This is a genomic window from Cryobacterium sp. CAN_C2 (assembly GCF_015751745.1).
Lineage (GTDB): Bacteria > Actinomycetota > Actinomycetes > Actinomycetales > Microbacteriaceae > Cryobacterium.
In genome coordinates this window covers 86199-110817 of record NZ_JADOUX010000003.1, presented here as the reverse complement: position 1 = coordinate 110817, position 24619 = coordinate 86199, and the positions used below count along the sequence as shown (strand labels likewise).

Below are 24619 nucleotides of genomic sequence, written 5' to 3'. Positions count from 1 at the left end.
GACTGGTTGGAATTTGTCGGGTAGGTCTGCCTGACCAAGGCAACGTACCCGCCGAAAGTAATCTGCTGAACGGCTAGACACGGCACGTAATCAAACGATAAGAATTAAGCTCACTTTTTGAGGCCTGCATGTTCTGCACCCTCGTGTGGAACGGATCAACGGCAATGCGGATCAACGGCGACGCGGTTCAGCGGCACGAGAGCGGATGCGCGGTGACAGCGCCAATCAGAGCAGCAGGCCATCTGCGCCGACCGGGGGCACCCGACGAGCGACCCGGCGGTCATGCAGCACGGCGATGCCATAGGCGGCGAAATAGAGCACCACCATGGGCACGGCGAGCAGGAACATTGACACGACGTCGGCCGCCGGAGTCGCGATCGCCGTGAACAGGATGATCACCAGGATGGCCAGGCGCCAGGATTTGATGATGGAGCGGGCGCTGATCACCCCGGCGAAGTTCAGTAACACGATAAATACCGGCAGCACGAACGCGATCCCGATGGCGATCATGAGTTTGAGCACGAAGTCGAAGTAGTTTCCCGCGTTGATCAGAGCGGCGTCCTGCTGCGGCGCAAAACTCGTCATGAGTTCAACCACGTGTGGCAACACGTACCAGCCGGCCGCGCACCCGATGAGGAACAGGGGCACGGCGGAGAAAAAGAAACCGAAGGTGTACTGCTTCTCCTTGCGCGTCAGCCCGGGCATCAGAAAGGCGAAGATCTGGTACAGCCACATCGGACTCGAAACGATCAGGCCCACATAGAACGAGATGCGCAGCTTGAGGTCGAAGGCGCTCGTGATGTCGGGGTAGTTGATCTGGGCGTTGCGGTTCTGGGCGCGCACGATTGCGTAGATCGGCTCGCGCAGACCATCCCAGACGAAGCCCGAGAGCAACCAGCCGGCGATCGCGCCGACGAGGATGCCCGCAGCGGCGAGAAAGAGTCGCTTGCGCAACTCGAGCAGATGCTGCCCGAGTGACATTTTGCCCTTGACGCGCGCGGTGCGCACGCCCTCCACCACCACGGTGGCCTAGGCCTTCGGGTTCGGCGTGCCGCTCGACTCGGCGCTGGGGTTGTCCAGGCGGCTGCTGTCGGTACGGGTACCGGCAGCGCGTGCGTTTTCGGCCGATTCTCTCGGCGCAGCGTCATCGGTGCGTTCCGGCGTGATCTCGCTCTTGAAAATCTTCATGGACTGACCGAGGCTGCGGGCGAGTCCTGGCAGCTTCGGCGCGCCAAACAACAGCAGGATCACGACGAGAATGATCAGAAAATGCCATCCGGTCAGGTTGCTCAGCATGCGAATTCTCCCTCGAATTGAATTGGTCGTGCAGCAGTGTAACCGCCGTACCACTCACAAAACCGGGTAAAACTCAGCATTTTCGTGGGCTGTAATATCTTTCCGAGAAAACCGAGTGAGTGTGAACGCCTACCCGGCCGTTTGGCGGCGGGTTCGACCGTTGCGAAGCGTTCGAGAACCTCCCCGATGCGCACTCTGCAGCCGCCGCATCCGGTGCCGGCTCGGGAGGCCGCACCAATGCAGGCGACGCCGGTGTTGCCGGCCGCGGTCGAATCGGCGATGGCGCCGACGGCGTATTCGGCGATCAGCACCCGGTTGTCGGCATCTGTCGGCATCGGCGCTCTCAGCCCCGACCACGGTCAGGGTGGCCGCGCCCTGGCGCTTGAGTGGCAGCAGCTCTTCGACGAAGCGGGCACCGACCGGCCCAGCCAACCAGCACGAAGCGCTCGGGTCGTTCAGACATGGGCGTCTGCTTCCACGCGTGCAGACACGCGAACGGTTGTCGTCTTCAATTCGGGCATAATGTTTATCGGATCGATCTCGTCGTCGGTCAGCAGGTTGGCACCCTGGTCGCCGGCGAAGTGAAACGGCAAAAAAACCGTGTCAAACCGGATGTTGGTGCTCACCTGGGCGCGTCAGCGCACCGTGCCCCGGTCGGTGCTGACCTCAACCCAGGCCTCGTCGATGATGCCGAGCTGTTGCAGCCGGCGATGATCGTGCCGCCTTGTTCCCACTTTTTCTTGTTCTCGGGGTTCCAATTGTCGATCCATCGCCCCGGACGGTGCACGAGCACCGCCGCAACGGTGCTGGGTGCGGTGGTGCCGGGTGCGGTGGTGCTGGGTAATGTTTGAACGGTGCTGGATGTCACTGAAGTCCCGCTCGGGGTTGGAATGAAGCGGCGGTGCCACGCTCTGCAGGCCGCCCGGGCGGCTTCCCTGCTTCGACGTTGGCCGGCGCGTGTGTCCGGAAACCGTGGCACCCGCTACCTTTCGACCACAGATGATCACAGGCTGTTGGGGCTGTATCGGGGAGCTCGTACATAACGGACACAATCCGCATCGAACCCAAAGCCGTGCGGGCAGCGGATTCCGGGGGGTGGCAGACTGGAACGACCTGCGCCCGCACATCCGCTGTTTGAAAGGCCCGCACATGACGATCACCGCCGCCGCCGACGGTTCTGCCCTCGGCAACCCCGGACCGGCTGGCTGGGCCTGGTACGTCGACGACTCCTGCTGGGCGGCCGGCGGCTGGAAGCACGCGACCAACAACCAGGGCGAGCTGAAGGCCGTGCTCGAGTTGTTTCGCGCAACCGCACACATCGACGACGACCTGCTCGTGCTGTGCGACAGCCAGTATGTGATCAACTCCGTGACGAAGTGGATGAAGGGTTGGAAGGCGAAGGGCTGGCGCAAGGGAGACGGCAAACCGGTCATGAACCTCGACCTGCTGAAGGAGATCGACGAGGCGATCGCCGGGCGACGCTACCGGTTCGAATGGGTCAAGGGACACGTCGGGCATCCCCTCAATGAGGCCGCCGACGAGCGCGCGCGCAGCGCGGCCGAGGCTTTTCAGCGCGGCCGGCCGGCGCCGGGCGGGCCGGGTTTTCGCGCGGGTGAAGCTGAGGGTGAACCGGTGGCACAGGCGCGAGCGGCGGCATCCGTCGGACCAAGCAGTTCAGGCACGCCGACCCAGACCACGGACCGCACCACGGAGCGGGCCACCGCCTACCCGCGTGCCGAACTGTTTTCTTTCGACGATCTCGATGATGATATCGGCGAGGATTACCGCGACCTGACCGATCTGCACGGCCCCGACGTTATGCGCAGCACCGGTGAGCTGCATCGGGTGACGCTGTCGCTCACCGACGACGAGCACCGGCGTGTCGTGCAGCGGTCCGCGGCCCGCGGCGTGACCGTCGAGGAGTACCTGCGCAATCTGATTTGAGCCGTGGGACCATAGAACATGACCGTTTCGTCCTGCGAACCCGCACAATTGCACATTTTCGAGACCGCGCTCGGTGAACGCCGCACCGAGCTGACCGAGCAATCCCAGCGTCTCGCCGATAGGTTTGCCATCGTGCGAAGCTCGCGCAGTGACGGTTCGACCGACGGCGCCCACGACGCGGAAGCATCCTCGCTGCGCAACGAATGGTCACGCCTGTCGGGGTTTCAGAACGAAGCCGGCGACGAGCTCGCGGCCATCGCTTGAGCCCTGCAGCGCATTGTCGACAGCAACTACGGCCTGTGCGTGCGCTGCGGCAACGAATTCCGGAAGGGGCGACTCGAGATCAAACCGGCCGCCGACCTCTGCGCCGCCTGCGCCGAGAAGGCGGCACCGCGCCGTCGATAGTTCAGCACACCTCCGATCAGCGCACGCCGATGAGAGACCGAAGGCCGAACTCGGAGACGATCGGAATGCCATAGTCGCGCGCTTTGCCCGTCATGCCGGTGACCGAGGCCGGGTCGGCGGCAACGAGCAGGCTTGTGCGCAGCGTGACCGCGGTGCCCAGGGAGAGCCCGCGAGCGATCAGCTCTCGGCCCCAATCGGAGCGAGCGCGGGCCATGTCACCGGCCAGCACGACGATGTCGCCCCGTTCCAGCAGCACCGTATCGATCGAGGCAATCGGTGGTCGGGCCACCGATGACGGTGCGGTCAGAGCGGCGGCGATGACGTCCGGGTCGACGGCGAGCATGCGGGCGACGGCGACCAGGTCAAAGCAATCCCCTCGACTGAGGTCGCCATTTGACCAGGCCACGCGCACAAAGTCTTCGAAGTACCGGCGATGCAGGGCGGCGCAGTCCGCCACACTGATGCCGCTGCATTCGGCCAAAACCCGAAGTTCGCGCGTTTCCTGGAACGACAGCACACGACCGACCAGGCACAGGTCGAGCAGGGCGAGATAGTCCAGGCGCTCCTCCGGTCCGGTGTAGTCGGGGAGCTTCATGGCCACCCGAGCCAGAAAGCTCGGTGTGGGCACTGCGTCCGTCGTTGTCGGGTCGCGCTGCACCCACTCCGCCCCGGTGTCGCCGACGATAAGCGGCCAGGGGGCCCGCTCGGCACGGTCGAGGGCCTCGATCCACGGTGCTGCACTGGGCGAGCCGTGCACGTAGGCCGCCAGCAGGCTCGCGCACGCCACGGCCTGCACCAGGGCTCCGGGGCCGGGCCCGATCTCGATGTCGTAGGCCGCACAACAATCGATGAGCTGCCGACCGGCCCCCGGCAAGTAGCTGCGGGCCAGCTGCATCGTGCAGACTGCCTCAAGTCCACGCCCGCGGGCGTAGCCGATCAGCTCGAACTCGCTCATCAGAAAGCCGGTGACAAACTGGGCATTGTGGGACACCAACACCCGGCCGCGGAGCAGGTCGATCAGTCGCGGTGCGATCTGCTCAAACGTGGGCGCGCGCAGCAGTTCGGCCGTGCTGACACCGTGGCTCGCGACGTCACCCGCGTTGCTTCCGGGATTGACGACGGTCTGCCAGCGCGCAGTCGTGCAACCACCCTCGTCGATGTGCACAACGGCAATCTCGACGACCCGATCCCGCTTATACGGAAACAGTCCGGTGGTTTTCAAACAAATAACGGCGTATCCACGTTCGGGCATGGTCACACTCCACAATCTTGTGATGTGAAGTTATCCACAAACCCGACTCGACGCGACTACCCTTTCGGGGGGTTGCAGGTCCAGTCGAGTGCTGCTTATATACCTAGTTGCCTTCGGCTTTTCTGGCCGAGTTCTTCGGCGGTAGCAGTGTGTCCGCTTCCTCGAGCGACATCCCGTTCGTTTCAGGAACCTTGCGCAGCACGAACCAGAACGAGAGTCCAGCGAACAGGGCGTAGAGGCCGTAGGTGATCGTCAGGGACGCATTGGCCATGGGCGGAAAGGTGACCGTGATGAGAAAATTCGCGGTCCACTGCGCGGCTGCGGCGAGCCCAAGGGCCTTGGCACGAATCGAGTTGGGAAACATTTCCCCGAGAAGCACCCACACCACCGGCCCCCAGGAGGCACCGAACGAGATCACGAACAGGTTCGCGGCGACCAGTGCGATCGGCGCCCAAGCGCCGGGCAGACTCAACTCGCCGCCGACCGTGTTCGACTGGCTGAACGCCACCGCCATGGTCGCAAGTGACACCGTCATGCCGATGGAACCGGTCAGCAGGATCGGTCGCCGACCGATCCGGTCGACCAGGGCGATCGCGACCAGGGTCACCAGAATGTTGGTCACCGAGGTGATCACCGAGATGGTCAGCGAGTTGGATTCCTGGAAGCCGACCGCCTGCCACAGGGTGGTCGAGTAGTAGAAGATCACGTTGATGCCAACGAACTGCTGGAACACCGACAAAATGATGCCGACCCAGACGATCGGTTTGAGCCCGAAGGCGTTGCCGCGCAGGGACCCCGTCTTCTGCGAACGCGCGTCGACCTCGATCGAACGACGCATGTCGCGAATTTCCCGGTCGACATCGCCGCTCGGCCAGAGCCGAGTGAACACGGCGCGGGCATCCGTTTCTTTGTCTTTCAGAATCAGGAAACGCGGGGATTCCGGCAGCATGAACGCGATGCCGCCGTAGACGATGGCGGGCACGGCGCCGGCGAGGAACATCCAGCGCCAGGCCTCCAGGCCGAACCAGAACTCGCTGCCCGCCCCACCCGCGCTCGCGGCAAACATGGCGTCGGAGAGCAGGGCGGTGAAGATTCCCAGGGTGATTGCGAGCTGCTGCAGAGAGCCAAGACGGCCGCGCATCTGCCGCGGTGAAATTTCGGCGATATAGGCCGGCGCGACAACGGATGCGAGGCCGATGCCGAGGCCGCCGACCACCCGCCAGATGATCAGGTCGACGACGCCGAACGCGAAGCCGGAACCGATCGAGCTGACCAGGAACACCACACCGCCGAGCACCATCATGGGGATGCGCCCGTAACGGTCGGCGAAACGGCCCCCGAAGAAAGCGCCGGCCGCAGCACCGAGCAGCGCACAGGCCACGGCAAACCCGGTGAGGGTGGCATTCAGAGCGAATTCTCGCTGCACCGCGTTGACGGCTCCGTTGATGACCGAGGAGTCGAAGCCGAACAGAAAACCGCCGAGGGCGCCGGCGACGGCCAACGCGATGACTTTTCGGTTGCTGCTCGGCGTGCCAAGGTCGTTCACCGAGCCCGAAGGGGATGCGGTCATCGTGCTGTGTCGGTCACGTGCCGCCTCCTGTTTCGATGTTGTGCCATCCGACCAGCCTACGTCGGGTCCCATCGGGTGCCGCGCCAACGGTGCAGACCCTGTGCCACGACAGGGGGGCGGGGCGGTTTGAACCGGCCTACAACGATTCTCGCAATTGCTTTCTGTGCAGCGGGTACGGATCGACCAACCTTTTGGCTCCGGCCGACGACCGTGTGGGGAGTACCGCCATAACCAGTACGGTTCCCGAATCCACCGACCCGGTGGAGGGCGAGGGGTACATGATCCGTGCGGGAGCGGCCGCCCCGCCGACGGACCATGACCAAAACTGACGGCCGGGCCGCCGGGAAACACGAGGTCGTTCGCGGCGGGCGTCCAGCGAGGCGGGACTACGATCCGAGGATGGGAAGATTCACGGACAGCTGGCGCTCGCATCTTCTTGTGACGCTTTCGGGCAACAGCGAGGGGCGGCCCAAGTGGGTCGGCCAGATCGCCACGGGCGATAACGTCGGGTTCTTCGGCCCGGGCAGCGCGGCCTGGGCCGTGCACGGCGGCATGGCGACCATGGTCGCCGGCATTCGTGCACTGCTCATGCAAACCCTGCACCCGGGCGCCATGGCCGGTGTGCACGACTGGTCCCGCTATCACGAAGACCCCCTCGGGCGTCTTTCCGGCACCATTCAGTGGCTGGTCACGGTGACTTTTGCCGACACGGTTGTTGCCGAGCGGGAATCGAGCCGGGTGGCCCACTTTCACGATCGGGTGACCGGCACCTATCTTGATGCGCGCGGTGAGGAACGCCCCTATGCAGCGGGCGACCCCGAACTCTTGTCGTGGGTGCACCTTGTTTTCACCGACGCTTTTCTGCAATCCCATTTGTTGTGGGACGGCGCCATTCCCGGCGGCGCCGACGGCTATGTGCGGGAATGGGCGACCGCCGGTGAACTGGTCGGGGTGCAGAATGCACCGCATTCGGCCGACGAGCTGGCCACCCAGCTTGAGGCTTTTCGCAGTGCCGGAACGCTCAAGAGTGATTCCCGCGTCGCCGAAGCCGTGCGGTTCATCCGCTACCCGCCACTCAGCCGCGGCATGCTGCCGTTTTACCGCATCATGTTCGCTGGCGCCGTGGCGTCGATCCCGCGCGAGTATCGCGACATGCTGGGCCTGAAACGATCCCGGCTGCCGGCAATTTGGGGCACCCGGCTCGTTCTCGGTGTCGTGCGCACCCTGCTCGGCCCCTCGTCGACATCAGAGGAGGCAGCGCGCTCACGGCTCGCGCGCATCGCACGCACCGACGAACTGGCCACCTGAGCTGGCCTTCGTGCGGCGCTCGTGCGGCGCTCGTGCGGCGCTCGGCGCGACTACACCATCGGAGCAAAGAAAGCGGCGATGGCCGCACTCAGCGCCTGCGGATCGTTGACGTGGCACAGTTCCCGGGCGGAATGCATCGACAGCAGCGGCACGCCGACGTCGACGACGCGGATGCCCAGCCGGGTCGCGGTCAGCGGTCCGATCGTCGACCCGCAGGGAACCGTGTTGTTGGACACGAATTCCTGGTACTCGACGTTCGCCTGGGCGCAGGTGCGCGCCCAGAGGGCCGCGCCGTGGGCATCCGTCGCGTAGCGCTGGTTGGCATTGATTTTCAGCAGCGGGCCGCCGCCGAGAATGGGAGTGTTGGCCGGATCGTGACGATCCGGATAGTTCGGGTGCACGGCATGTCCGGCGTCAGCGGAGAGGCACCAGGATTCCGCGTAGGCCTGCAGGCGTTCCGACCCGGTCGCACCGAGGTCGTCACCGATGCGGGTGAGAATGTCATCGAGCAGCGGTCCGCTCGCGCCCGACCGCGACTGGGAGCCGAGTTCTTCGTGGTCGAAGGCCGCGAGTACGCTGATCGGGCCGATATCGGTGGGGTGTTCGCTGGTGAGAATAAGGGCGCACAGGCCGGCGTGCACCGACGACAGGTTATCGAGGCGCCCGGCCGCGAACAGCTCCTGGCCGAGACCGAAGGTGGCGGGCGGGTTGGTGTCGGCGGTGAGAATGTCGTAACCGGCGACATCCGCTGCCAGAAGCCCGGCCAGACCGGCCAGGTGCGCCACCAGGTCGGCCTCGGACGCATCGCCGACACCGAAAACGGGTGTGAGGTGGCGTTGTCGGTCGAGGGTCAGACCATTGTTCACCTCGCGGTCGAGGTGCACGGCGAGCTGCGGAATGCGCAGGAACGGCCCGGTGCGCACCAGGTGCTCGGTGCCGCCCTGGGTGACGAGCCGGCCGGCGAGTTCGAGCTCACGGTCCAGCCAGGAGTTCTGCAGCGGCCCGCCGTACACCTCGACGCCGGCTTGCAGCCAGCCGTGCGAGCCGATCGTGGGTTTCGGCTTGAGCTTGAAACCCGGGGAGTCGGTGTGGGCGCCGAGAATGCGAAACGGTGTCGTGGCTGCGGCACCGACGGGCTGCGACCAGGCGATGACGGCGCCGTCGCGCACGACGTAGTGGCCGGTGGCAGCAGGGGCATCGGCCCAGGACTCCGACTCGCTCAATCGGGTGAAGCCGTTCGCGTCGAGACGCCGGGCGACTTCGGCGGCGGCGTGGTACGACGACGGTGACGCTTGGAGGAAGGCGGAGAAATCGGCACGGTAGTCAGCTGTGGCATCCATTCGTCCATCCAACCACTCACGCCGGGCAGCAGATGCCGAGTACCGGCCGCATGCAGGCCGGCGACAGGAGGGCTTGCTATTCGGAAAGCGAGTTGGACGGCGCGTCGGACCGCAGCGCGGCGCGCGCGAAGGCGGCGCCGCCCACGGTAACCGTGCCGCGATCGCCGTGCCAGGCCTCGGTCTGCTCGAACACGCCCAGTCGGTCGAGCAGGCGCCACTTGGTGTCGACGAGGTGCCACACCGACTGCGTCGTTGGTTCCTGGCCGTCGGACTGCACCCAGCCGAGCGATCCGAGCGCGCGCGACAGGGTGGTGAGGTAGTCCTCGCGTCGGGCCAGACCGCGGGTCGCCACGAACAACAGCAGGAGTCGGGTGGCGTCGCTCACGGCGGGCGTACGGCTGTGGTGAATGGTACGGGCGAGGTGCCACCAGAGTTCGCGAGGGGTCCCGGAGAGGGCCCGGCCCTGTCGGGTGAGCACGAGCATGCCCTTGCTGACCCGCAGCAGTCCCACATCGCGCAGGTGCCCGCGCAGTTCTTGCAGCGGACGCAGGTGCACTTCGCGGTTGACGCTGATCGGCCAACCCCAGTCGAGCTCGGCGGACGCTTCAAGAATGACCGCCGGCGGCAGGTGCCCGGCCTTGGTCAAGCGGATGCCGTCAACACCGACGCGGGTTAAAATCCACTGCGTCGGAGCAACCATGCGCGCCATCGCCCGCTCCTGCAGCAGGATCGGATCCCCGACCCGGGCTTGCCCGATGAGTCGGCGAAAACCGGCGACGGCCTCTTCCGGCAGGCGCGTTTCGATCTCCTGAATCACATTCACCCACCGAGCCTACTGAGCGATCCCGTTCGACCGCGACGGATCCCCGCGACACGCTCGGTCAGGACACGACGGATCCCCCGCGACACGCTCGGTCAGGACACGACGGATCCCCCGCGACACGCCCGGTGAACCGCGCGCAAACCATCCTCTCGGGGCCTTGCACACGTGCTTGGTATTCGACATCGTCGACATCGACGGGCGGGCCTGTCAGCAGCATCTGGCACGCTTGAAGGATGACCGACACCCGTGCATCCGCTCTGGCCATTCTGCGCACCCTCGTGGGGCGGCCCCACGCCGACTTTCACGACGGACAATACCGAGCGATCGAAACTCTCGTCGACCAGCGCAAGCGCGCCCTCGTCGTGCAGCGCACCGGGTGGGGCAAGTCGGCCGTGTATTTTGTGGCAACCCTACTGCTGCGGCGCCAGGGCGCCGGCCCGACCATTCTGGTCTCGCCCCTGCTGGCCCTGATGCGTGACCAGGTCGCCGCTGCCGCCCGGGCCGGCGTGCGGGCGGTATCGATCAACTCATCGAACGCGCACGAGTGGACCGATGTGCTGCGCCAGCTCGACGCCGACGAGGTCGACGTGCTGCTGGTGTCGCCCGAACGACTGAATAATCCATCTTTTCGCGATGAGCAGTTGCCCGCGTTGATCGCTCGAGTGGGCCTGCTCGTGATCGACGAGGCACACTGCATCTCCGATTGGGGCCACGATTTTCGCCCGGACTACCGCCGCCTGCGCGACCTGATCGCCCAGATGCCGGCAGGCGTGCCCGTGCTCGCCACCACGGCGACCGCCAACAGCCGGGTGGTGCAGGACATCGCGGAGCAGGTGGGCAAGATCGCCGTTGGTTTCGAGGACGCCGGCACAGCTGCCGGTACCGCCGAGGTCGTCACCATCCGCGGCCCGCTCGCCCGCTCCTCGCTGCGGCTCGGTGTGCTGCGCCTGCCCGATTCGGGTGCCCGCCTGGCCTGGCTACTCAGCCACCTCGGCGACCTGCCGGGCAGCGGCATCATCTACACCCTCACCGTGGCCGCCGCCGAAGACACGGCCCGGCTGCTGCGGGGCGCCGGCCACGCGGTGCGCGCCTACACCGGGCAGACCGACACGGCCGAACGCGAGGAATCCGAGGGGCTACTCAAGACCAACCAGGTCAAGGCGCTCATCGCCACGAGCGCCCTCGGCATGGGATTCGACAAACCCGACCTCGGGTTCGTGCTACATCTGGGGGCGCCGTCCTCCCCCGTGGCCTACTACCAGCAGGTCGGCCGCGCCGGCCGCGCCACCGCCTCGGCCGATGTGCTCCTGCTGCCCGGCACCGAAGACGAGGCGATCTGGCACTATTTCGCGACCGCGTCAATGCCCAACGAGGCCAAGGCCCTCGCCGTGATCGGCGCGCTCGAAACCTCCGGAGCGCCGCTGTCGACGCCGGCGCTTGAGGCTCGGGTCGACCTTCGGCGCACCCCGCTCGAATTGTTGCTCAAGGTGCTCGACGTCGACGGCGCCGTGCACCGGGTCACGGGCGGCTGGCAGTCAACCGGGCGGCCCTGGGCCTACGACGGTGAGCGATACGAACGCATCGCGGCCGCCCGGGTCGGTGAGCAGCGGGCGATGCTCGAATTTGAGAGCACCACCGGCTGCCGCATGGAATTTCTGCAGCGGGCTCTCGACGATGATACCGCGGTGGCCTGCGGCCGCTGCGACAACTGCCAGGGCGTCTGGTATCCGGTCGATCTGGCCGAGGGCGCGGCCGCGACGGCCGCGCAATCGCTCGACCGGGTCGGCGTCACCATCGATGTTCGCGCCCAGTGGCCCACCGGAATGAGCAGCCTCGGCGTCGCGGCCACCGGCAAGATCCCGCTCACCGAGCGCGCCGAGCCCGGCCGTGCGCTGGCCCGGCTGACCGACCTCGGCTGGGGCGGCCCCCTGCGTGATCTGTTCGCGACCGGGGTAGCGGATGCCCCCGCCCCGCCGGCCATGCTGGCCGCCTGTGTGCGGGTGCTCGCCGAGTGGAGCTGGGCCGAACGACCCGCGGCCATTGTGTCGATGCCGTCGAGGCGGCATCCGCTGTTGATTGATTCGGTGGCCCGATCGCTGGCCTCGCGTGGCCGGCTGCCACTTCTTGGCGCACTGGACTGGGCGAACGGCGGACCCAGCGGGGAGCCGGGCGGCAACAGTGCCTACCGGCTGTCGCGCGTGTGGGACCGGTTCGCGGTCGGCCCCGATCTGGGCGCGGCGCTTGCCCCGTTCGCCGGCCGCCCCGTTTTGCTCATTGATGACCTGGCCGACAGCCGGTGGACCGTGACGGTGGCGGCCCGGGTGCTGCGCCAGCACGGCGCCTCGGCGGCGCTGCCGTTCACTCTGGCCCTGCGCTCGTAGTTCGAGAGCCGGGATGGTTTCGTCATCAGACGTAACCGGAATATTCGAGCCCGGTAGTGCCTTGTTACGGTGGGACGCCGTTACCCGCGGTCTCCGCACAATTCAGGGTGGCACCCACACAACCCGCGCTCGCCCCTCTAGTTCGTTAGGCGTTTCTTTCATGAAGCTCAGATTTATTCCGGCCGCCGTGCTGTCCGTCGTTGCCCTCACCCTCACCGGCTGCTCCGCCTCGAACGGCACGGAAGACGCGGCGACCGGCACCGACGACTCCCTGAGCAGCGTACTCGACTCCGGCACTCTCGTGATCGGCACGGAGGGCACCTACCGTCCGTTCTCGTTTCACAAAGACGGCTCGGGCGAGCTCACCGGCTACGACGTTGAGGTGGCACGCGCCGTCGCCGCCGAGCTCGGCGTCGACGCCCGTTTTGAAGAGACCCAGTGGGATGCCATCTTCGCCGGTCTCACCGCCGGCCGCTGGGACACGATCGCCAACCAGGTGTCCATCACCCCGGAACGCCTCGATTCGTACGAGTTCTCCGCGCCGTACACCTACTCCACCGGTGTCATCGTCGTTCCCGCCGACAACACGTCGATCACTTCGTTCGCAGGCCTCAAAGGTCAGACCACGGCGCAGTCGCTGACCAGCAACTGGTACACCCTGGCCACCGAGAGTGGCGCGACCGTTGAAGCCGTCGAGGGCTGGGCCCAGTCGGTCGCCCTGGTCGAGCAGGGTCGAGTGGATGCCACGGTCAACGACAAACTGACCTTCCTCGACTACCAGAAGACCAACGGCGCCGACAATTTGAAGATTGCCGCCGAAACCAAGGACCGCTCGGAGAGCGCGTTCGCCTTCGCGAAAGACGGCACGGCCCTGGCCGAGGCCGTGAGTAAAGCGCTCGCGACCCTCAGCGCCGACGGAACGCTCGCCGAGCTCTCCGACAAGTATTTCGGTGCCGACGTCAGCCAGTAACCCGCCCAGTCGATGATTCAGCCTGATTGGGAGTTGTTCTTCAGCTCGCTGTGGCCGCTGCTCGACGGCGCGGTGCGCGGCACGGTTCCGCTTGCCCTCACGTCGTTCGCGATCGGCCTCGGGCTCGCGCTCGTTCTCGCTCTCATGCGGTTGTCGGCGAAGCGCGCTCTCTCCGGCATCGCCCGCGGCTATATTTCGATCGTGCGCGGCACCCCCCTGCTGGTGCAACTGTTCGTGATCTTCTACGGGCTGCCGTCTATCGGTGTGACGATTGAACCGTGGCCGAGCGCCGTCGTCGCCTTTTCGATCAACGTCGGTGGTTATGCGGCCGAGGTCATCCGCGCCGCGATTCTCTCGGTGCCCAAAGGTCAGTGGGAAGCGGCCTACATGATCGGCATGTCGCACAGTCGGGCCCTGACCCGCATCATCCTGCCGCAGGCTGCCCGGGTCTCGGTGCCGCCGCTGTCGAACACGTTCATCAGCCTGGTGAAGGACACCTCGCTGGCCTCCCTGATTCTGGTCACCGAGCTGTTCCGTGAGGCGCAGCAGGTGGCGGCGTTCAGCCAGGAGTTCATGCTGCTCTACCTCGAAGCAGCGCTCATTTACTGGGTTATCTGCCTGGTGCTCTCCACCGGGCAGGGTTTTCTCGAGAAGCGATTGGACCGATATGTCGCCCGCTGATCTTCCGGCCGAGCCGTCTCCCCCAGCGGATGCTGCGGCCTCCGCTGTCCTGCTGCGCGTGCGCGGGCTGCAGAAGAGTTTTGGAAGCAACCGGGTTCTGGAATCGGTGGATCTGACGGTGGGCCCTGGCCGGGTGCTTGCGCTGATCGGACCGTCCGGCTCGGGCAAGACCACGATTTTGCGCTGCCTGAACGGGCTCGAGTTGCCTGACGGCGGCACCATCGACGTTGCCGCGGCCGTGGGCGCTGACCGGGCCGGTACCGGCCAGGCCCACGGTCGTGGCGCCAACGCCGTCGTGCCGGTGACCATTGACTTCGCCCTGAAGACCTCAGCGAAACAGCTCGGCGCCCTGCGCGACCGGTCGGCCATGGTGTTTCAGCACTACAATCTGTTTCCGCACAAGACCGTGCTGCAGAACGTGATCGAGGGACCGGTCGTCGTGCAGCGGCGCCCGGTCTCCGAGGTCACGATCGAGGCGCTCGCCCTGCTGGAGCGGGTCGGTCTTACCGACAAGCGGGACAGCTATCCGTTCGAGCTCTCCGGCGGCCAACAGCAGCGGGTCGGCATCGTGCGCGCGCTGGCGCTTCGACCGCAGCTGCTGCTGTTCGACGAGCCGACATCCGCTCTCGATCCGGAGTTGGTCGGCGACGTACTGCGCCTGATCAAGGAGCTCGCCGACGAGGGCTGGAGTATGGTGATCGTCACCCACGAACTCGAATTCGCCCGCGAGGTCGCGCACGAGATCGCCTTCGTCGACGGGGGCACCATCGTCGAGCACGGCGACCCGAAACTGCTGCTGCGGCATCCCCAGCAGGAACGCACCCGCCAGTTTCTGCACCGGCTGCTCCACCCGTTCTAGGCGTCAGCAGCTGGCACCAGAAACGCTACGGTTGCGGCGTGATGATTACGACGGTGATCCGATCGAGGCCGGGGCCGTAGTGCCAGTAGATTCGGCCGGCCGTCGGCGTGCGGTGTTCGATGTAGGAGTCCCAGACGGCCTCACCCTTTTTACCCGCGAGCGACACGTATTTGTGCGAGCGCAATGCGGGGTCGTCGGGGTTCAGCTGCAGCCGTCCGAGTGCGGTTCGCACCCGTTTGAGGCGACCGACCAGCTGTGGTTTTGTTTCGAGAATGGACAGTCCCGACGCCGCTTCCCTCGTGAGAAGGAGGGTAAAACTCATGACTGGGGCTCGGCCGACGCGTCGACCGCGTGCTCCTCATCGGCGTACCGGGTGAAGTCGCCACCCTCGCTCGTCTCGTCCTGGCTGCTGTACTCGAGGCCACGCACCAGGGCGGCGCGGATGACGTCGTCGTCCCAGACCAGAAGCTCGCGGCGCGGAATGGACACCAGCGGGGTCAGAAGAATCTCACCCTCGGCGTTCACGGCGACGGCGTAACGATCATCGCGGTGCACGCCAGCTTTTCCAAAGGCCATTCTGGAGCGCTCATCGGCGCTGACTTCGCCCATCGGAACGAAGTCCGATTTCAGTTCTGTCATCTTCTTCAGTTCCACCATCGTCTTCACCCAATCATCTGGTGGCGTACGCCGGTTCGGGTAGGGTACCGGGACCGATCCGCGCCTGTCTGAAAGTGAGATTACCCCAGATTTACATGTGGGTAAACCCCTTGTCAGGAGATTCGGACGATGTATCATTCGCCGCCCAGATCGGGTTGGAGACAAGCGAACGCGTTGGAAATGTGCCCATTCACCGGAGGCGTTTTCGAATTCGTCGTCAGTTTGCCAGCACCGCGCCGCCATAAAGCGCCGGTCGGTGCAGCGACCGGGTTGCCAGCTCCGGGCACGGGGTCGTGCCGGTACGCTCCAGCAGGTAGCGTGACACCGTGTTCCAGTCGGGAAACAGCGGTGTCAGAAACTTGATCAGCTCACCCTCGAACCGGTCTGTACCAATGGCTGACCCGTCATCGACGAGGAAGTCGCCCCGGTTGAGATGCTTGTGGTGCGAGAGAATCAGCCGCTTGTAGGCCGGCCCGCCGGCATCCGCGCCCAGATGCTCCTGCACCCACTCGAGCTTGTGCTGCCAGGCACTTGCATTGTCCCACGGAGCCAGAGAGAGAATGTAGGTGTCGAACGATTGGGCGAGGGTATGAAACGCATCGATCGCGCCACTGATCGGTTCCATGCGGGCGAAAATGCCGGGAACTTCATCGAGCCGTTTCTCGTAGCGGCGGTACTCGGCGTTGGTCAGTCGGTCGATTCCTGATTGAACATTGACGAGGGTGTTGTCGAGGTCGATATAGAGGATCTTTTTCATTCGGGCTCCCTGGCGCGGCTCGCTTCATTGCGGCAACGCTCCGATCGTGACAGGCTCACCCCGGATCGGCAATACCTCAGGGCAACCCCGTTTCGCCGCTCGACGCCGCCGGGTTCATTCGGCGGCTGTGTCGGCCTCGATTCGGCTGTAGCCCTGATCGGTGACCCAGATGCGCAGCGTCGCCGGGATCTGTTCTTTCATGGAGTCGACGTGGCTGATCAGGCCGATCGTGCGCCCGCCGGCGCGCAGGGTGTCGAGGGTACTCATAGCGGTCTCGAGGGTTTCACTGTCGAGCGAGCCGAAACCCTCGTCGACGAACAGGGTGTCGAGCGTGATGCCGCCCGCCTGTCCGGTGACCACTTCGGCCAGCCCGAGGGCGAGGGCGAGGGAGGCGAGGAACGTCTCGCCGCCCGACAGGGAGTGGGTCGGTCGGGCGCGACCGGTGTATTCATCGCGAATGGCGAGGCCCAACCCCGACCGGGCCCCGCCGAAGGCGAGCGAGTCGTCATGCTCCAGGGTGTACCGGCCGCTCGTCATGGTGCGCAGGCGCGAGTTCGCAGCCGCAACAATATGTTCGAGTTGGGCGGCGAGTACATAGTTCTCGAGCCGCATCCGTTTGGTGTTCGGTTCGTCGCCGTGCACGACGTCGGCCAGTTGGCGCACCTGCTGGTGGTCGAGTTGCAACGCCCCGGACTCCGCGAACAGGGTGGCCACTCGTCCGACGATGGCTGCGAGGGCCCGGGCACGATCGAGCAGGGAGCGGTGCGTGGTCAACGCGGTGTCGCGGGCCGTGCTCGAGGTGGCAACAGCGAGCCTGGTCGGTTCGAGGTCGACGGGTTCGTCGGGAAGGTCGGCGAGGTCGGGGTGAGCGAGGGTGGCACGGACCGCCGCCAGAGCGTCATCGTGCACGCGCAGGGCGTTCGTGCGGCGTTCGATCTCGGCGTGATCGAGACGGGCTGCCTGCGCCGCCTCGGCGGTGCGAAAGTCTTCGTCAGCGAGTTGCACGAGCAGGCGTGTCTCGGTGCTTTCCCGGGCCGTGCGACACTGATCCGCCGTGACCAGCGCGGCGGCCAACGTGCGTGCAATGACCAGGTGGGCGTGCAGGTGGGCGACCTGGCCCCGAACGTTGTCGAACTCGCCGCGCTGCGCGGTGAGGCGGTCGACAACAGTCGTGCGGTGACTGATCCGAGCCGCATACGCCGTGACGGCACGGTCGCGACCAGCGCGGATCACCTCAAGACTCGAGGTTGCCCTGGTCAAAGCGGCACGCAGATCACCGAGTCGGGCCTGCAGTTGCGGCAGGCGCGTGGTGGCCCGTTCGGCCAGCTCGTGCGCCGTGGTTGCCGTGGCGTGCTCGGCCTTGAGTGCAGGCACGTCACCGCCCCGGGTCACGGCGCGGGCTTCGGCCAGGCGCAGGTCGACCGATTGCACCGCGCTCTGGGCGGACACGAGCTGACCCTGGCGCTCCGTGACAGTGCTGCGGGCAGCCTCCAGATCGTGCGGGGTGACCGGCTCGTGCTGGCGAAGCGCTGGCTGCGGGTGAGCGGTCGACCCGCAGACCGCGCAGGCATCGCCGGCGACCAGTCGGGTGGCCAGCTCGGCGGCGAAACCCGAGAAACGACGCTCGAGTACGGCCTCGTAGTGCGCGGCCGCAGCGGCGTTGTTGCCGCTCGCGGTTAATTCTTCCTGCTGCGCGGTGAGCAGGGTGGCGCTGAGCAGATCGACGGTCTCAGCGGCCTCGAGGGTCAGCACGGCACGGTCGAGCGCGATCGTCGCATCATCGTGGTGCGAGGCCAGAAGCAGCGTCGCCGAGTGTTCGGCGGCGAGAGTTTCAATTTGCTCGGGCAGCGCCTCGAGCTGAGCCCGTGCCGCGTCGAGGGCAGCGGTGTGCCCCTGCTGCACGGCGAGCAGATCGGCGATCTCAGCATCGAGGCCGGGAAGGGTGCGCTCGTCAGCCAGGACGTCGTCCAGGGCGCCGAGACGACCGAGCAGCGCGTCAATGACCGATTGGATCTGCTCGAGCGATTCGATATCAGCAGGAATAAGCGCACCGGCAGTACCGGCAGTACCGGCAGTACCGGCAGCACCGGCAGCACCGGCAGCACCGGCAGCACCGGCAGCACCGGCCCCTTCGACCTCAGCTGACGCTGTGCGCACGAGCTGGCGCTCGACCTGCGCGGTCGCCAGCGCTGCCTCTGCCGATTCGAGCGCGAGTGTGGCATCACGGCGTGCACAAATCTGTGACCACACCCGAGCCGCGCGCTCTGCGGCGTGTAGCGCGGCGCGCTCCCTTGCGATGTCGACGTGCCGGGCCTCGACTGCGGTCAGCTCGATGATCGCACCGCTTCGCCGGAGCTGACGCTCGTGCGTGTGCACGAGAGACTCGTGCCGACCCGTCGCCGCTGCCAAGTGGGCATTGCTCAGTGCGACCAGCGCGGTCGCCGCGTCACGCTCGATGATGAGGTCGTGCTGCGCGGTGGCGAACCACTGGGCGGTGGGGGCGCCGAGCGCACCCTCGCTCTGCAGCAGCACCGCGGCCGCCGCCTGATTCTCGTCGAGGTCGCGCTGGCTGACCGCGAGCCGCTCATCCAGGCCCTTACGGCGCAGGATCAACGCCGCCTCGAGCTGGTCGAACCGCCCCGTGTTGAACAGGGTGCGCAGGACCGCACGGCGTTCCTCGGTCTTGGCCAGTAGAAACCGTTGGAACCGGTTCTGCGCGAGCAGGATCACCTGCAGAAACTGGTCGACTTTGAGCGGCAGAATAGCATCGAGCTCGTGCCCGACGGTCACGAGCTTGGCAGCGATGCCCCGCCAGTCGTCGCCGTCCAGCACCTGCAACACCGCGGTCGGAACGGCCGTGGTCACGCCGGCGCCGCTCTTTTTCGGTCGCTCGTAAGCGGGACTGCGGCGCAATCGGTACCGGGCATCGCTGACGCTGAAGTCGAGTTCGACGAAGGTCGGGTCGTCCGGCTCGCAGTGGTCGCTGCGCAGCTTGAGCTCGCCGCCGTCAAAGCGCGGCACCTGGTTGTAGAGAGCAAAACAGATGGCGTCGAGAATGCTCGACTTGCCAGCGCCAGTCCTGCCCGAGATGAGAAAGATACCGTCGGCCTCGAATCGTTCGAAGTCAACGACCTCTTCATTCTTGTAGGGGCCGAACCCGGCGAGCCGCAGGCGCAGAATTTTCATGAGTTGGCCACCCGCGTGGACTGCTCGGTCAGCAGTTCGGCCACGAGCGCGCTCTCAAAGTCGGTCGGCCCGACCCCGTTGCGCACGAACGCGAGGAATCCGGCGATGATTTCGGGGTCACTCCTGGCCGCGCTGATGCGCTCCGCGTAGCTGGTGTCACCCGGATCGACCCGAATGAGCGGACGGTGCTCAAGCGCGACCGCGTGCGCAAATCGGGTTTGCAGCGAGCGCATGGCGTCGAGCGGACGCACCTGATCGGTGAGAATGGCTTTCACCCAGTCGCCCTCGGTACCGGCAAGGGCCGCGTCATCGAGCAGATCGGCGAGCTGGCCGGTGAGCACCGTGAGCCGGCGCGGCACGGGCAGATCCACCCACTCGATGGCACCCAAGCCGTCGGCGTCAAGTTCGACCAGCCAGGCTCCGCGCGGCTTGCCGGCCTCGGAGAAGGAGTAGTGCAGGGGCGCTCCGGAGTAGCGCACCCGCTCGGTGAGCGTGGCTCGCCCATGAATGTGACCGAGAGCGACATAGTCGCAGCCGTCGAAAACACTCAATGGCACGACGTCGAGCCCGCCGGCGGTAATGTCGCGCTCCACATCGCTCGACTCGGTGGCTGGTGCGACGCCGGCCGCGAAGCAGTGCGAGAGCACGACACTCCGGCCCCCTCGGCGGGCCAGGTCGTCACGAATTTGCGTCATCGCGAAATTCAGAACCTGTTCGTGCGTTTTCAGCAGCACGCCCGGGTACAGGTGGCGAATGAGTACGGGCTCCAGGTAGGGAATGCCGTAGAAGTGCACCGGCCCGTGCTCGTCGGTCACGGTGATCGGCTCGAGGTATTGCTCGGGCCGGGTCACCACGTGAATGCCGGCCAGAGCCGCCCACTCCGACTGAAAACCGAGCCGCGTCGCCGAGTCGTGATTGCCGCTGGTCATCACGACGGATGCCCCGCCCTGTCTCAGCCGCCGCAGTGCGCCGGTCAGCAGCGCATAGCTCTCTTTCGACGGCATCGCGGAATCGAACACATCGCCCGCCACGGCCACCACATCGACACCCCGCTCCCGCACCACCGTCACGAGCGCGTCCAGCACCAGACCGAGGTGTTCCAGCGTGGAATGGGTGTGGAAGGTGCGCCCGATGTGCCAGTCCGAGGTGTGCAGAATCTTCATGCTGTTTACGCTACCGGGGCGCACCGACAGTGCCGACCGGTAGCATCCGCTCTCCCAGCTCGCACGATGCCGCTCACACCGATTCTTTGTTTATCTTCTTTTTTTGTTGACAAACAAAAATAAACACAGCTAAAGTCAATGAAACCAACTTCGTGACCCACGTCACTCAGCATCGAGGAGACATTCATGTTCGCCGAAGAACGTCAACTCTTGATCGCCGCACTCGTGGCCACCCAGGGTCGAGTCACCGTAACCGACCTCGCCACACGTTTTGCCATCACCGCCGAGACCGTGCGCCGCGACCTCGACACCCTCGAAGCAGCACGCCAGCTGCGTCGCGTGCACGGCGGCGCCGTCGCCATCGACCGACTGAGCCTGTCGGAGCCGAGCCTCGCCGAACGTCAGACGCAACGCCTCGACGAAAAGTCCCGCATTGCCGACGCCGCCATGCGCATGATTCCCGCGAGCCGCACCGGCTCGATCGTGCTCGACGCCGGCAGCACGACCGAGCATCTCGCCGACAGACTGGCCGGCTGGACGCCCGCCGGCAACGGTGATCAGCTGCTCGTGATCACCAATGGGGTTCCGATTGCCGGCAAACTTTCCCGCAACGAGACGATTCAGCTGCACATTCTCGGCGGTCGGGTGCGCGGGTTGACCAGCGCTATTGTCGGCGCCGGCACCGTTGCGCAACTCGGGGCGCTCCGCCCCGACATCGCTTTCATCGGCACAAACGGCATCAGCACGACCTTCGGGCTCAGCACGCCGGATTCGGTCGAAGCCGCCGTCAAGTCGGCCATGGTCACCTCGGCCAGGCGAGTTGTCGTACTCGCCGATTCCAGCAAGCTCGACCAGGAGACGCTGGTCTGCTTTGCCGCCCTCGCTGCGATCGACACCCTGATAACGGATGCTGCGCCATCGGCTGCCCTCGCCGCCGCGCTGGCCGCGGCGAACGTCGACGTGGTGATCGCATGATCGTCACCCTGACCCCCAACCCGAGCCTCGACCGCACCATCGAACTGTCCAGCCCGCTGGAACGCGGCGAGGTGCAGCGGGCGGTCGCCGCCCACGGCGAACCCGGCGGCAAGGGCGTCAACATCTGCCGCGCCCTCGAAGCGAGCGGCATCAGCAGCCTCGCAATTCTGCCCGGTGACGCCGACGACCCGGTGCTGCTCGCCCTGACCAGCCACGGGATCCCCCACCTCGGCCTGCCGATCGGCGCGCCCCTGCGCAGCAACGTCGCGATCACCGAACCCGACGGCACGACGACCAAGCTCAACGAACCCGGGCCCGTGCTGAGCCTCGCCCAACAAGACGCTCTCATCGACCTCGTGCTGAAGCAGTCCGTCGGCGCCAGCTGGCTCGTACTGGCCGGGTCGGTTCCACCGGGCGTGCCCGACGATTTTTATGCCCGCATCATGCGCGAGCTGCGCGCCCGACTCGGAAGCCACGCACCGAAGGTCGCCGTGGACTCCTCGGGCGGCCCACTCGCCGCCGCGGCTCTGGCCCGGCCCGATTTGCTCAAGCCGAACGGCGAGGAACTCGCGGAACTGAGCGGGCTCTTCGACGGTGACACGCTCGAGGCAAACCCCGACCTCGTCGTCGACGCGGCTCGCGTTCTCATCGCGGGGGGCGTCGGTGCCGTGCTGGCCACCCTCGGAGCGAAGGGCGCCGTGCTCGTCACGGCCGAGGGCAGCTGGCTCGCCACCACTCCCCCGATCACCGCCGTGAGCACCGTCGGCGCCGGCGACTCGGCCCTGGCCGGCTACCTGCTGCGAAGCACTGCCGGTGCGAGCGCCCCTGCTTGCCTGCGCCAGGCCGCCGCCCACGGCGCCGCCGCAGCTTCCCTACCCGGTTCCACCGTTCCCGCCCTGCACCAAACCAACCCCGGCGACGTCACCGTGACGGACCTTGTCCCAGTACTGGCCGCGCGGCCCGTACTGGCCACACATCCAAAGGAGGATGACCAGTGAGTGCACTGATTACCCCGGAGCTCGTTGCTCTGGACGCCCATCTCGGAACCGAGCCGAAAGACGTCATTCGGCACTTGGCCGAGCTCGTCGTCGCGTCGGGTCGTGCAACCGAGATCGACTCTCTCTATGCGGATGCCCTCGCCCGCGAGGCAAAGACCGCCACCGGCATTCCGGGTGGTCTCGCTATTCCGCATTGCCGCTCCACCGCCGTGCTGGAGCCCACCCTCGCCCTGGCGCGCCTGTCGCGCCCGGTCGATTTCGGCTCGAAGGACGGCCCGGCTGACCTCGTCTTTCTCATTGCCGCACCGGACGGCGCCGACCAGGAGCACCTGAAGATCTTGGCCAAGCTCGCCCGGTCGCTCATGAAGAAGGACTTCACCGCCGCTCTGCGGGACGCGTCAACCGCGCAGCAGATCGTGGAACTCGTCAACAACGTCGTCACCCCGGTTGCCGTTGCGGTCGGTGCCCACGCCGGCGGCGCTGACAACGCCAATGCCAGCACCGGCCCCGCCGCGACCGGTATGAAGCGCATCGTCGCCGTGACCGCCTGCCCGACGGGTATCGCGCACACCTACATGGCCGCCGACTCCCTCGTTGCCGCAGCCCGGGCCGTCGGAGTCGACCTGCAGGTGGAAACGCAGGGTTCGGCCGGTGTCACTCCGCTCGACCCTGCCGTCATCGCCGCCGCCGACGCCGTGATCTTCGCCGTCGACGTCGACGTGCGCGGCCGGGAACGCTTTGCCGGCAAACCCATCATCAACGCCCCGGTCAAGCGCGGCATCGATGAACCCGGCCGGTTGATCGAGGAGGCCCTCGCGGCCGCGCTCAACCCGAACGCCCGTCGAGTGAGCGGCACCGTCAACGTCGGCGGCTCGTCGGAGGAGAAGAGCGAGCACCTGGGTCAGAAGCTCAAGCGCGCGCTGCTCACCGGCGTCAGCTACATGATTCCGTTCGTGGCCGGCGGAGGCCTGCTCATCGCCCTCGGCTTTCTGCTCGGAGGCTATGAAATCACCAAGGTCGCCGACGACGTTGTCATCAACAACAGTCTGTTCAACCTGCCAGAGGGCGGCATGCTCATCTATCTCGGGGCGGTCTTCTTCAAGATCGGCGCACTGTCGATGGGCTTCCTCGTACCGGCGCTGGCCGGCTACATCTCCTTCGCCATCGCCGACCGCCCGGGCATTGCTCCCGGCTTCGTCGCGGGTTCCGTCGCCGGCTTCATGGGTGCCGGTTTCCTCGGCGGCATCGTCGGCGGTCTGCTCGCCGGTGTCGTGGCCGTGAGTTTCGCGAAACTCAAGGTTCCGCGTTGGCTGCGGAGCCTCATGCCCGTCGTGATCATTCCCCTGATCGCGTCGATCGTTGCCTCCGGCTTGATGTTCATCGTTCTCGGCGGGCCGATCGCTTTGCTGACCGTCGGTCTGAGTGATTGGCTGAACGGCCTGACCGGGACATCCGCTGTCATTCTCGGTGTCATTCTCGGGCTCATGATGGCCTTCGACCTCGGCGGACCGGTCAACAAGGTTGCCTACGCCTTCGCCGTCGCCGGCCTCGGCGCGGCAAGCCTCGCCAACCAGGCGCCGTGGCAGATCATGGCCGCGGTCATGGCCGCCGGCATGGTGCCGCCGCTCGCGATGGCTCTGGCCACCGTGCTGGATAAGAAGCTGTTCAGCCTCGCGGAGCGCGAGAACGGCAAGGCGGCCTGGCTGCTCGGTGCGTCCTTCATCTCCGAGGGCGCCATTCCATTCGCCGCCGCCGACGTGTTCCGAGTGATTCCGGCCGGCATGCTCGGAGCCGCCGTGACCGGTGGACTCTCGATGGCCTGGAACATCACGAGCAAGGCACCGCACGGCGGAGTGTTCGTGTTCTTCGCGATCGACAACTTCTGGTTGTTCCTGCTTGCCATCGCGATCGGTACTGTTGTATCGGCGTTTGCCGTCGTCGGGCTCAAGCGCTACGCGGTGCGGAAGCGCGCGGTTGACGCCCCGGAAGCCGTGCTCGTCAACGCCTGACCAGAGAAGTACCGTCGCGCTGGCTACCCGCGCAGAACGACACGC

Annotated in this window: 24 protein-coding genes; 11 read left to right on the top strand and 13 right to left on the bottom strand. The window is 66.2% G+C overall.

Annotated features, from left to right (window positions below; genetic code table 11):
• Positions 1–225: 225 nt before the first annotated feature.
• The 4 genes from tatC to IWX77_RS16945 all read right to left on the bottom strand — a co-directional run bounded on the left by tatC (position 226) and on the right by IWX77_RS16945 (position 2054).
• Entirely contained in the window at positions 226–981 is a 756-nt protein-coding gene (gene tatC / locus IWX77_RS03640; RefSeq protein ID WP_196843314.1) for a twin-arginine translocase subunit TatC, read from the bottom strand.
• Positions 982–1029: 48 nt separating this feature from the next.
• Entirely contained in the window at positions 1030–1296 is a 267-nt protein-coding gene (gene tatA, locus IWX77_RS03635) for a Sec-independent protein translocase subunit TatA (protein ID WP_196843164.1), read from the bottom strand.
• A 455-nt stretch (positions 1297–1751) separates the two neighbouring features.
• Entirely contained in the window at positions 1752–1922 is a 171-nt protein-coding gene (locus tag IWX77_RS17405; protein WP_196843162.1) for a molybdopterin dinucleotide binding domain-containing protein, read from the bottom strand.
• Between the two features lie 9 nt (positions 1923–1931).
• Positions 1932–2054 carry a hypothetical protein gene (locus IWX77_RS16945; RefSeq protein ID WP_327012057.1) on the bottom strand — a complete coding sequence of 41 codons (123 nt, stop codon included), beginning with the start codon at positions 2052–2054 and terminating at the stop codon, positions 1932–1934.
• A 391-nt stretch (positions 2055–2445) separates the two neighbouring features.
• On the opposite strand from IWX77_RS16945, the gene IWX77_RS03620 reads away from it, so the two are divergent.
• From IWX77_RS03620 to IWX77_RS17400, 3 genes are read left to right on the top strand one after another with little or no spacing between them, the layout of a single operon-like run.
• The gene (locus tag IWX77_RS03620) at positions 2446–3240 is read left to right on the top strand and encodes an RNase H family protein (RefSeq protein WP_196843161.1); all 795 of its coding nucleotides are present in this window, start codon (positions 2446–2448) and stop codon (positions 3238–3240) included.
• A gap of 18 nt (positions 3241–3258) precedes the next feature.
• Positions 3259–3504: a hypothetical protein gene (locus tag IWX77_RS03615; RefSeq protein ID WP_196843160.1), complete on the top strand. Its 246-nt coding sequence runs from the start codon at positions 3259–3261 to the stop codon at positions 3502–3504.
• Positions 3505–3507: 3 nt separating this feature from the next.
• Positions 3508–3645 (top strand): TraR/DksA C4-type zinc finger protein, encoded by a 138-nt coding sequence (locus IWX77_RS17400; RefSeq protein WP_366145604.1) that lies wholly within the window; start codon positions 3508–3510, stop codon positions 3643–3645.
• A gap of 16 nt (positions 3646–3661) precedes the next feature.
• On the opposite strand, the gene IWX77_RS03605 is transcribed toward IWX77_RS17400, so the two are convergent.
• Positions 3662–4897 carry an exonuclease domain-containing protein gene (locus IWX77_RS03605; protein WP_196843158.1) on the bottom strand — a complete coding sequence of 412 codons (1236 nt, stop codon included), beginning with the start codon at positions 4895–4897 and terminating at the stop codon, positions 3662–3664.
• A 103-nt stretch (positions 4898–5000) separates the two neighbouring features.
• Positions 5001–6467, bottom strand: coding sequence for a sugar porter family MFS transporter (locus IWX77_RS03600; RefSeq protein ID WP_196843157.1), 1467 nt, complete (start codon positions 6465–6467; stop codon positions 5001–5003).
• Between the two features lie 399 nt (positions 6468–6866).
• Between IWX77_RS03600 and IWX77_RS03595 the strand changes: the two genes are divergently transcribed.
• Positions 6867–7775 carry an oxygenase MpaB family protein gene (locus IWX77_RS03595; protein ID WP_196843156.1) on the top strand — a complete coding sequence of 303 codons (909 nt, stop codon included), beginning with the start codon at positions 6867–6869 and terminating at the stop codon, positions 7773–7775.
• Positions 7776–7825: 50 nt separating this feature from the next.
• Here IWX77_RS03595 and IWX77_RS03590 read toward each other — a convergent pair whose 3' ends face one another.
• Both IWX77_RS03590 and IWX77_RS03585 read right to left on the bottom strand, forming a co-directional pair.
• Positions 7826–9115 (bottom strand): M18 family aminopeptidase, encoded by a 1290-nt coding sequence (locus tag IWX77_RS03590; protein WP_196843155.1) that lies wholly within the window; start codon positions 9113–9115, stop codon positions 7826–7828.
• A 76-nt stretch (positions 9116–9191) separates the two neighbouring features.
• Positions 9192–9938 carry a hypothetical protein gene (locus IWX77_RS03585; protein ID WP_196843154.1) on the bottom strand — a complete coding sequence of 249 codons (747 nt, stop codon included), beginning with the start codon at positions 9936–9938 and terminating at the stop codon, positions 9192–9194.
• Positions 9939–10171: 233 nt separating this feature from the next.
• On the opposite strand from IWX77_RS03585, the gene IWX77_RS03580 reads away from it, so the two are divergent.
• The 4 genes from IWX77_RS03580 to IWX77_RS03565 all read left to right on the top strand — a co-directional run bounded on the left by IWX77_RS03580 (position 10172) and on the right by IWX77_RS03565 (position 14829).
• On the top strand, positions 10172–12319 hold the full coding sequence (locus IWX77_RS03580; RefSeq protein WP_196843153.1) for a RecQ family ATP-dependent DNA helicase: 2148 nt from the start codon (positions 10172–10174) through the stop codon (positions 12317–12319).
• Between the two features lie 160 nt (positions 12320–12479).
• Complete coding sequence (locus IWX77_RS03575) at positions 12480–13289, top strand: amino acid ABC transporter substrate-binding protein (protein ID WP_196843152.1); 810 nt, start codon at positions 12480–12482, stop codon at positions 13287–13289.
• Between the two features lie 12 nt (positions 13290–13301).
• Complete coding sequence (locus tag IWX77_RS03570) at positions 13302–13970, top strand: amino acid ABC transporter permease (protein ID WP_196843151.1); 669 nt, start codon at positions 13302–13304, stop codon at positions 13968–13970.
• The gene (locus IWX77_RS03565; RefSeq protein WP_297414266.1) at positions 13957–14829 is read left to right on the top strand and encodes an amino acid ABC transporter ATP-binding protein; all 873 of its coding nucleotides are present in this window, start codon (positions 13957–13959) and stop codon (positions 14827–14829) included. The genes IWX77_RS03570 and IWX77_RS03565 overlap by 14 nt, the downstream gene beginning before the upstream one ends.
• Positions 14830–14854: 25 nt before the next feature.
• Here IWX77_RS03565 and IWX77_RS03560 read toward each other — a convergent pair whose 3' ends face one another.
• The 5 genes from IWX77_RS03560 to IWX77_RS03540 form a co-directional block, all read right to left on the bottom strand.
• Positions 14855–15151 (bottom strand): hypothetical protein, encoded by a 297-nt coding sequence (locus IWX77_RS03560; protein WP_196843150.1) that lies wholly within the window; start codon positions 15149–15151, stop codon positions 14855–14857.
• On the bottom strand, positions 15148–15486 hold the full coding sequence (locus tag IWX77_RS03555; protein ID WP_334353647.1) for a hypothetical protein: 339 nt from the start codon (positions 15484–15486) through the stop codon (positions 15148–15150). The genes IWX77_RS03560 and IWX77_RS03555 overlap by 4 nt, the downstream gene beginning before the upstream one ends.
• 217 nt (positions 15487–15703) lie before the next feature.
• Positions 15704–16243 carry a 5' nucleotidase, NT5C type gene (locus tag IWX77_RS03550; protein ID WP_196843148.1) on the bottom strand — a complete coding sequence of 180 codons (540 nt, stop codon included), beginning with the start codon at positions 16241–16243 and terminating at the stop codon, positions 15704–15706.
• 114 nt (positions 16244–16357) lie between these two features.
• Positions 16358–19429, bottom strand: a complete 3072-nt coding sequence (locus tag IWX77_RS03545) for an AAA family ATPase (protein WP_196843147.1) — start codon at positions 19427–19429, stop codon at positions 16358–16360.
• Positions 19426–20592, bottom strand: coding sequence for a metallophosphoesterase family protein (locus IWX77_RS03540; RefSeq protein ID WP_196843146.1), 1167 nt, complete (start codon positions 20590–20592; stop codon positions 19426–19428). Before IWX77_RS03540 ends, IWX77_RS03545 begins: the two co-directional genes overlap by 4 nt.
• 186 nt (positions 20593–20778) lie before the next feature.
• Between IWX77_RS03540 and IWX77_RS03535 the strand changes: the two genes are divergently transcribed.
• Genes IWX77_RS03535 through IWX77_RS03525 form a run of 3 tightly spaced genes read left to right on the top strand, consistent with a single transcriptional unit; the run spans position 20779 to position 24574 of the window.
• A complete protein-coding gene (locus tag IWX77_RS03535; RefSeq protein WP_196843145.1) occupies positions 20779–21567 on the top strand; it encodes a DeoR/GlpR family DNA-binding transcription regulator in 789 nt (262 codons plus the stop codon).
• Entirely contained in the window at positions 21564–22565 is a 1002-nt protein-coding gene (locus tag IWX77_RS03530) for a 1-phosphofructokinase family hexose kinase (RefSeq protein ID WP_196843144.1), read from the top strand. The genes IWX77_RS03535 and IWX77_RS03530 overlap by 4 nt, the downstream gene beginning before the upstream one ends.
• A complete protein-coding gene (locus IWX77_RS03525) occupies positions 22562–24574 on the top strand; it encodes a PTS fructose transporter subunit IIABC (RefSeq protein ID WP_196843143.1) in 2013 nt (670 codons plus the stop codon). The genes IWX77_RS03530 and IWX77_RS03525 overlap by 4 nt, the downstream gene beginning before the upstream one ends.
• The last annotated feature ends 45 nt before the right edge of the window (positions 24575–24619 follow it).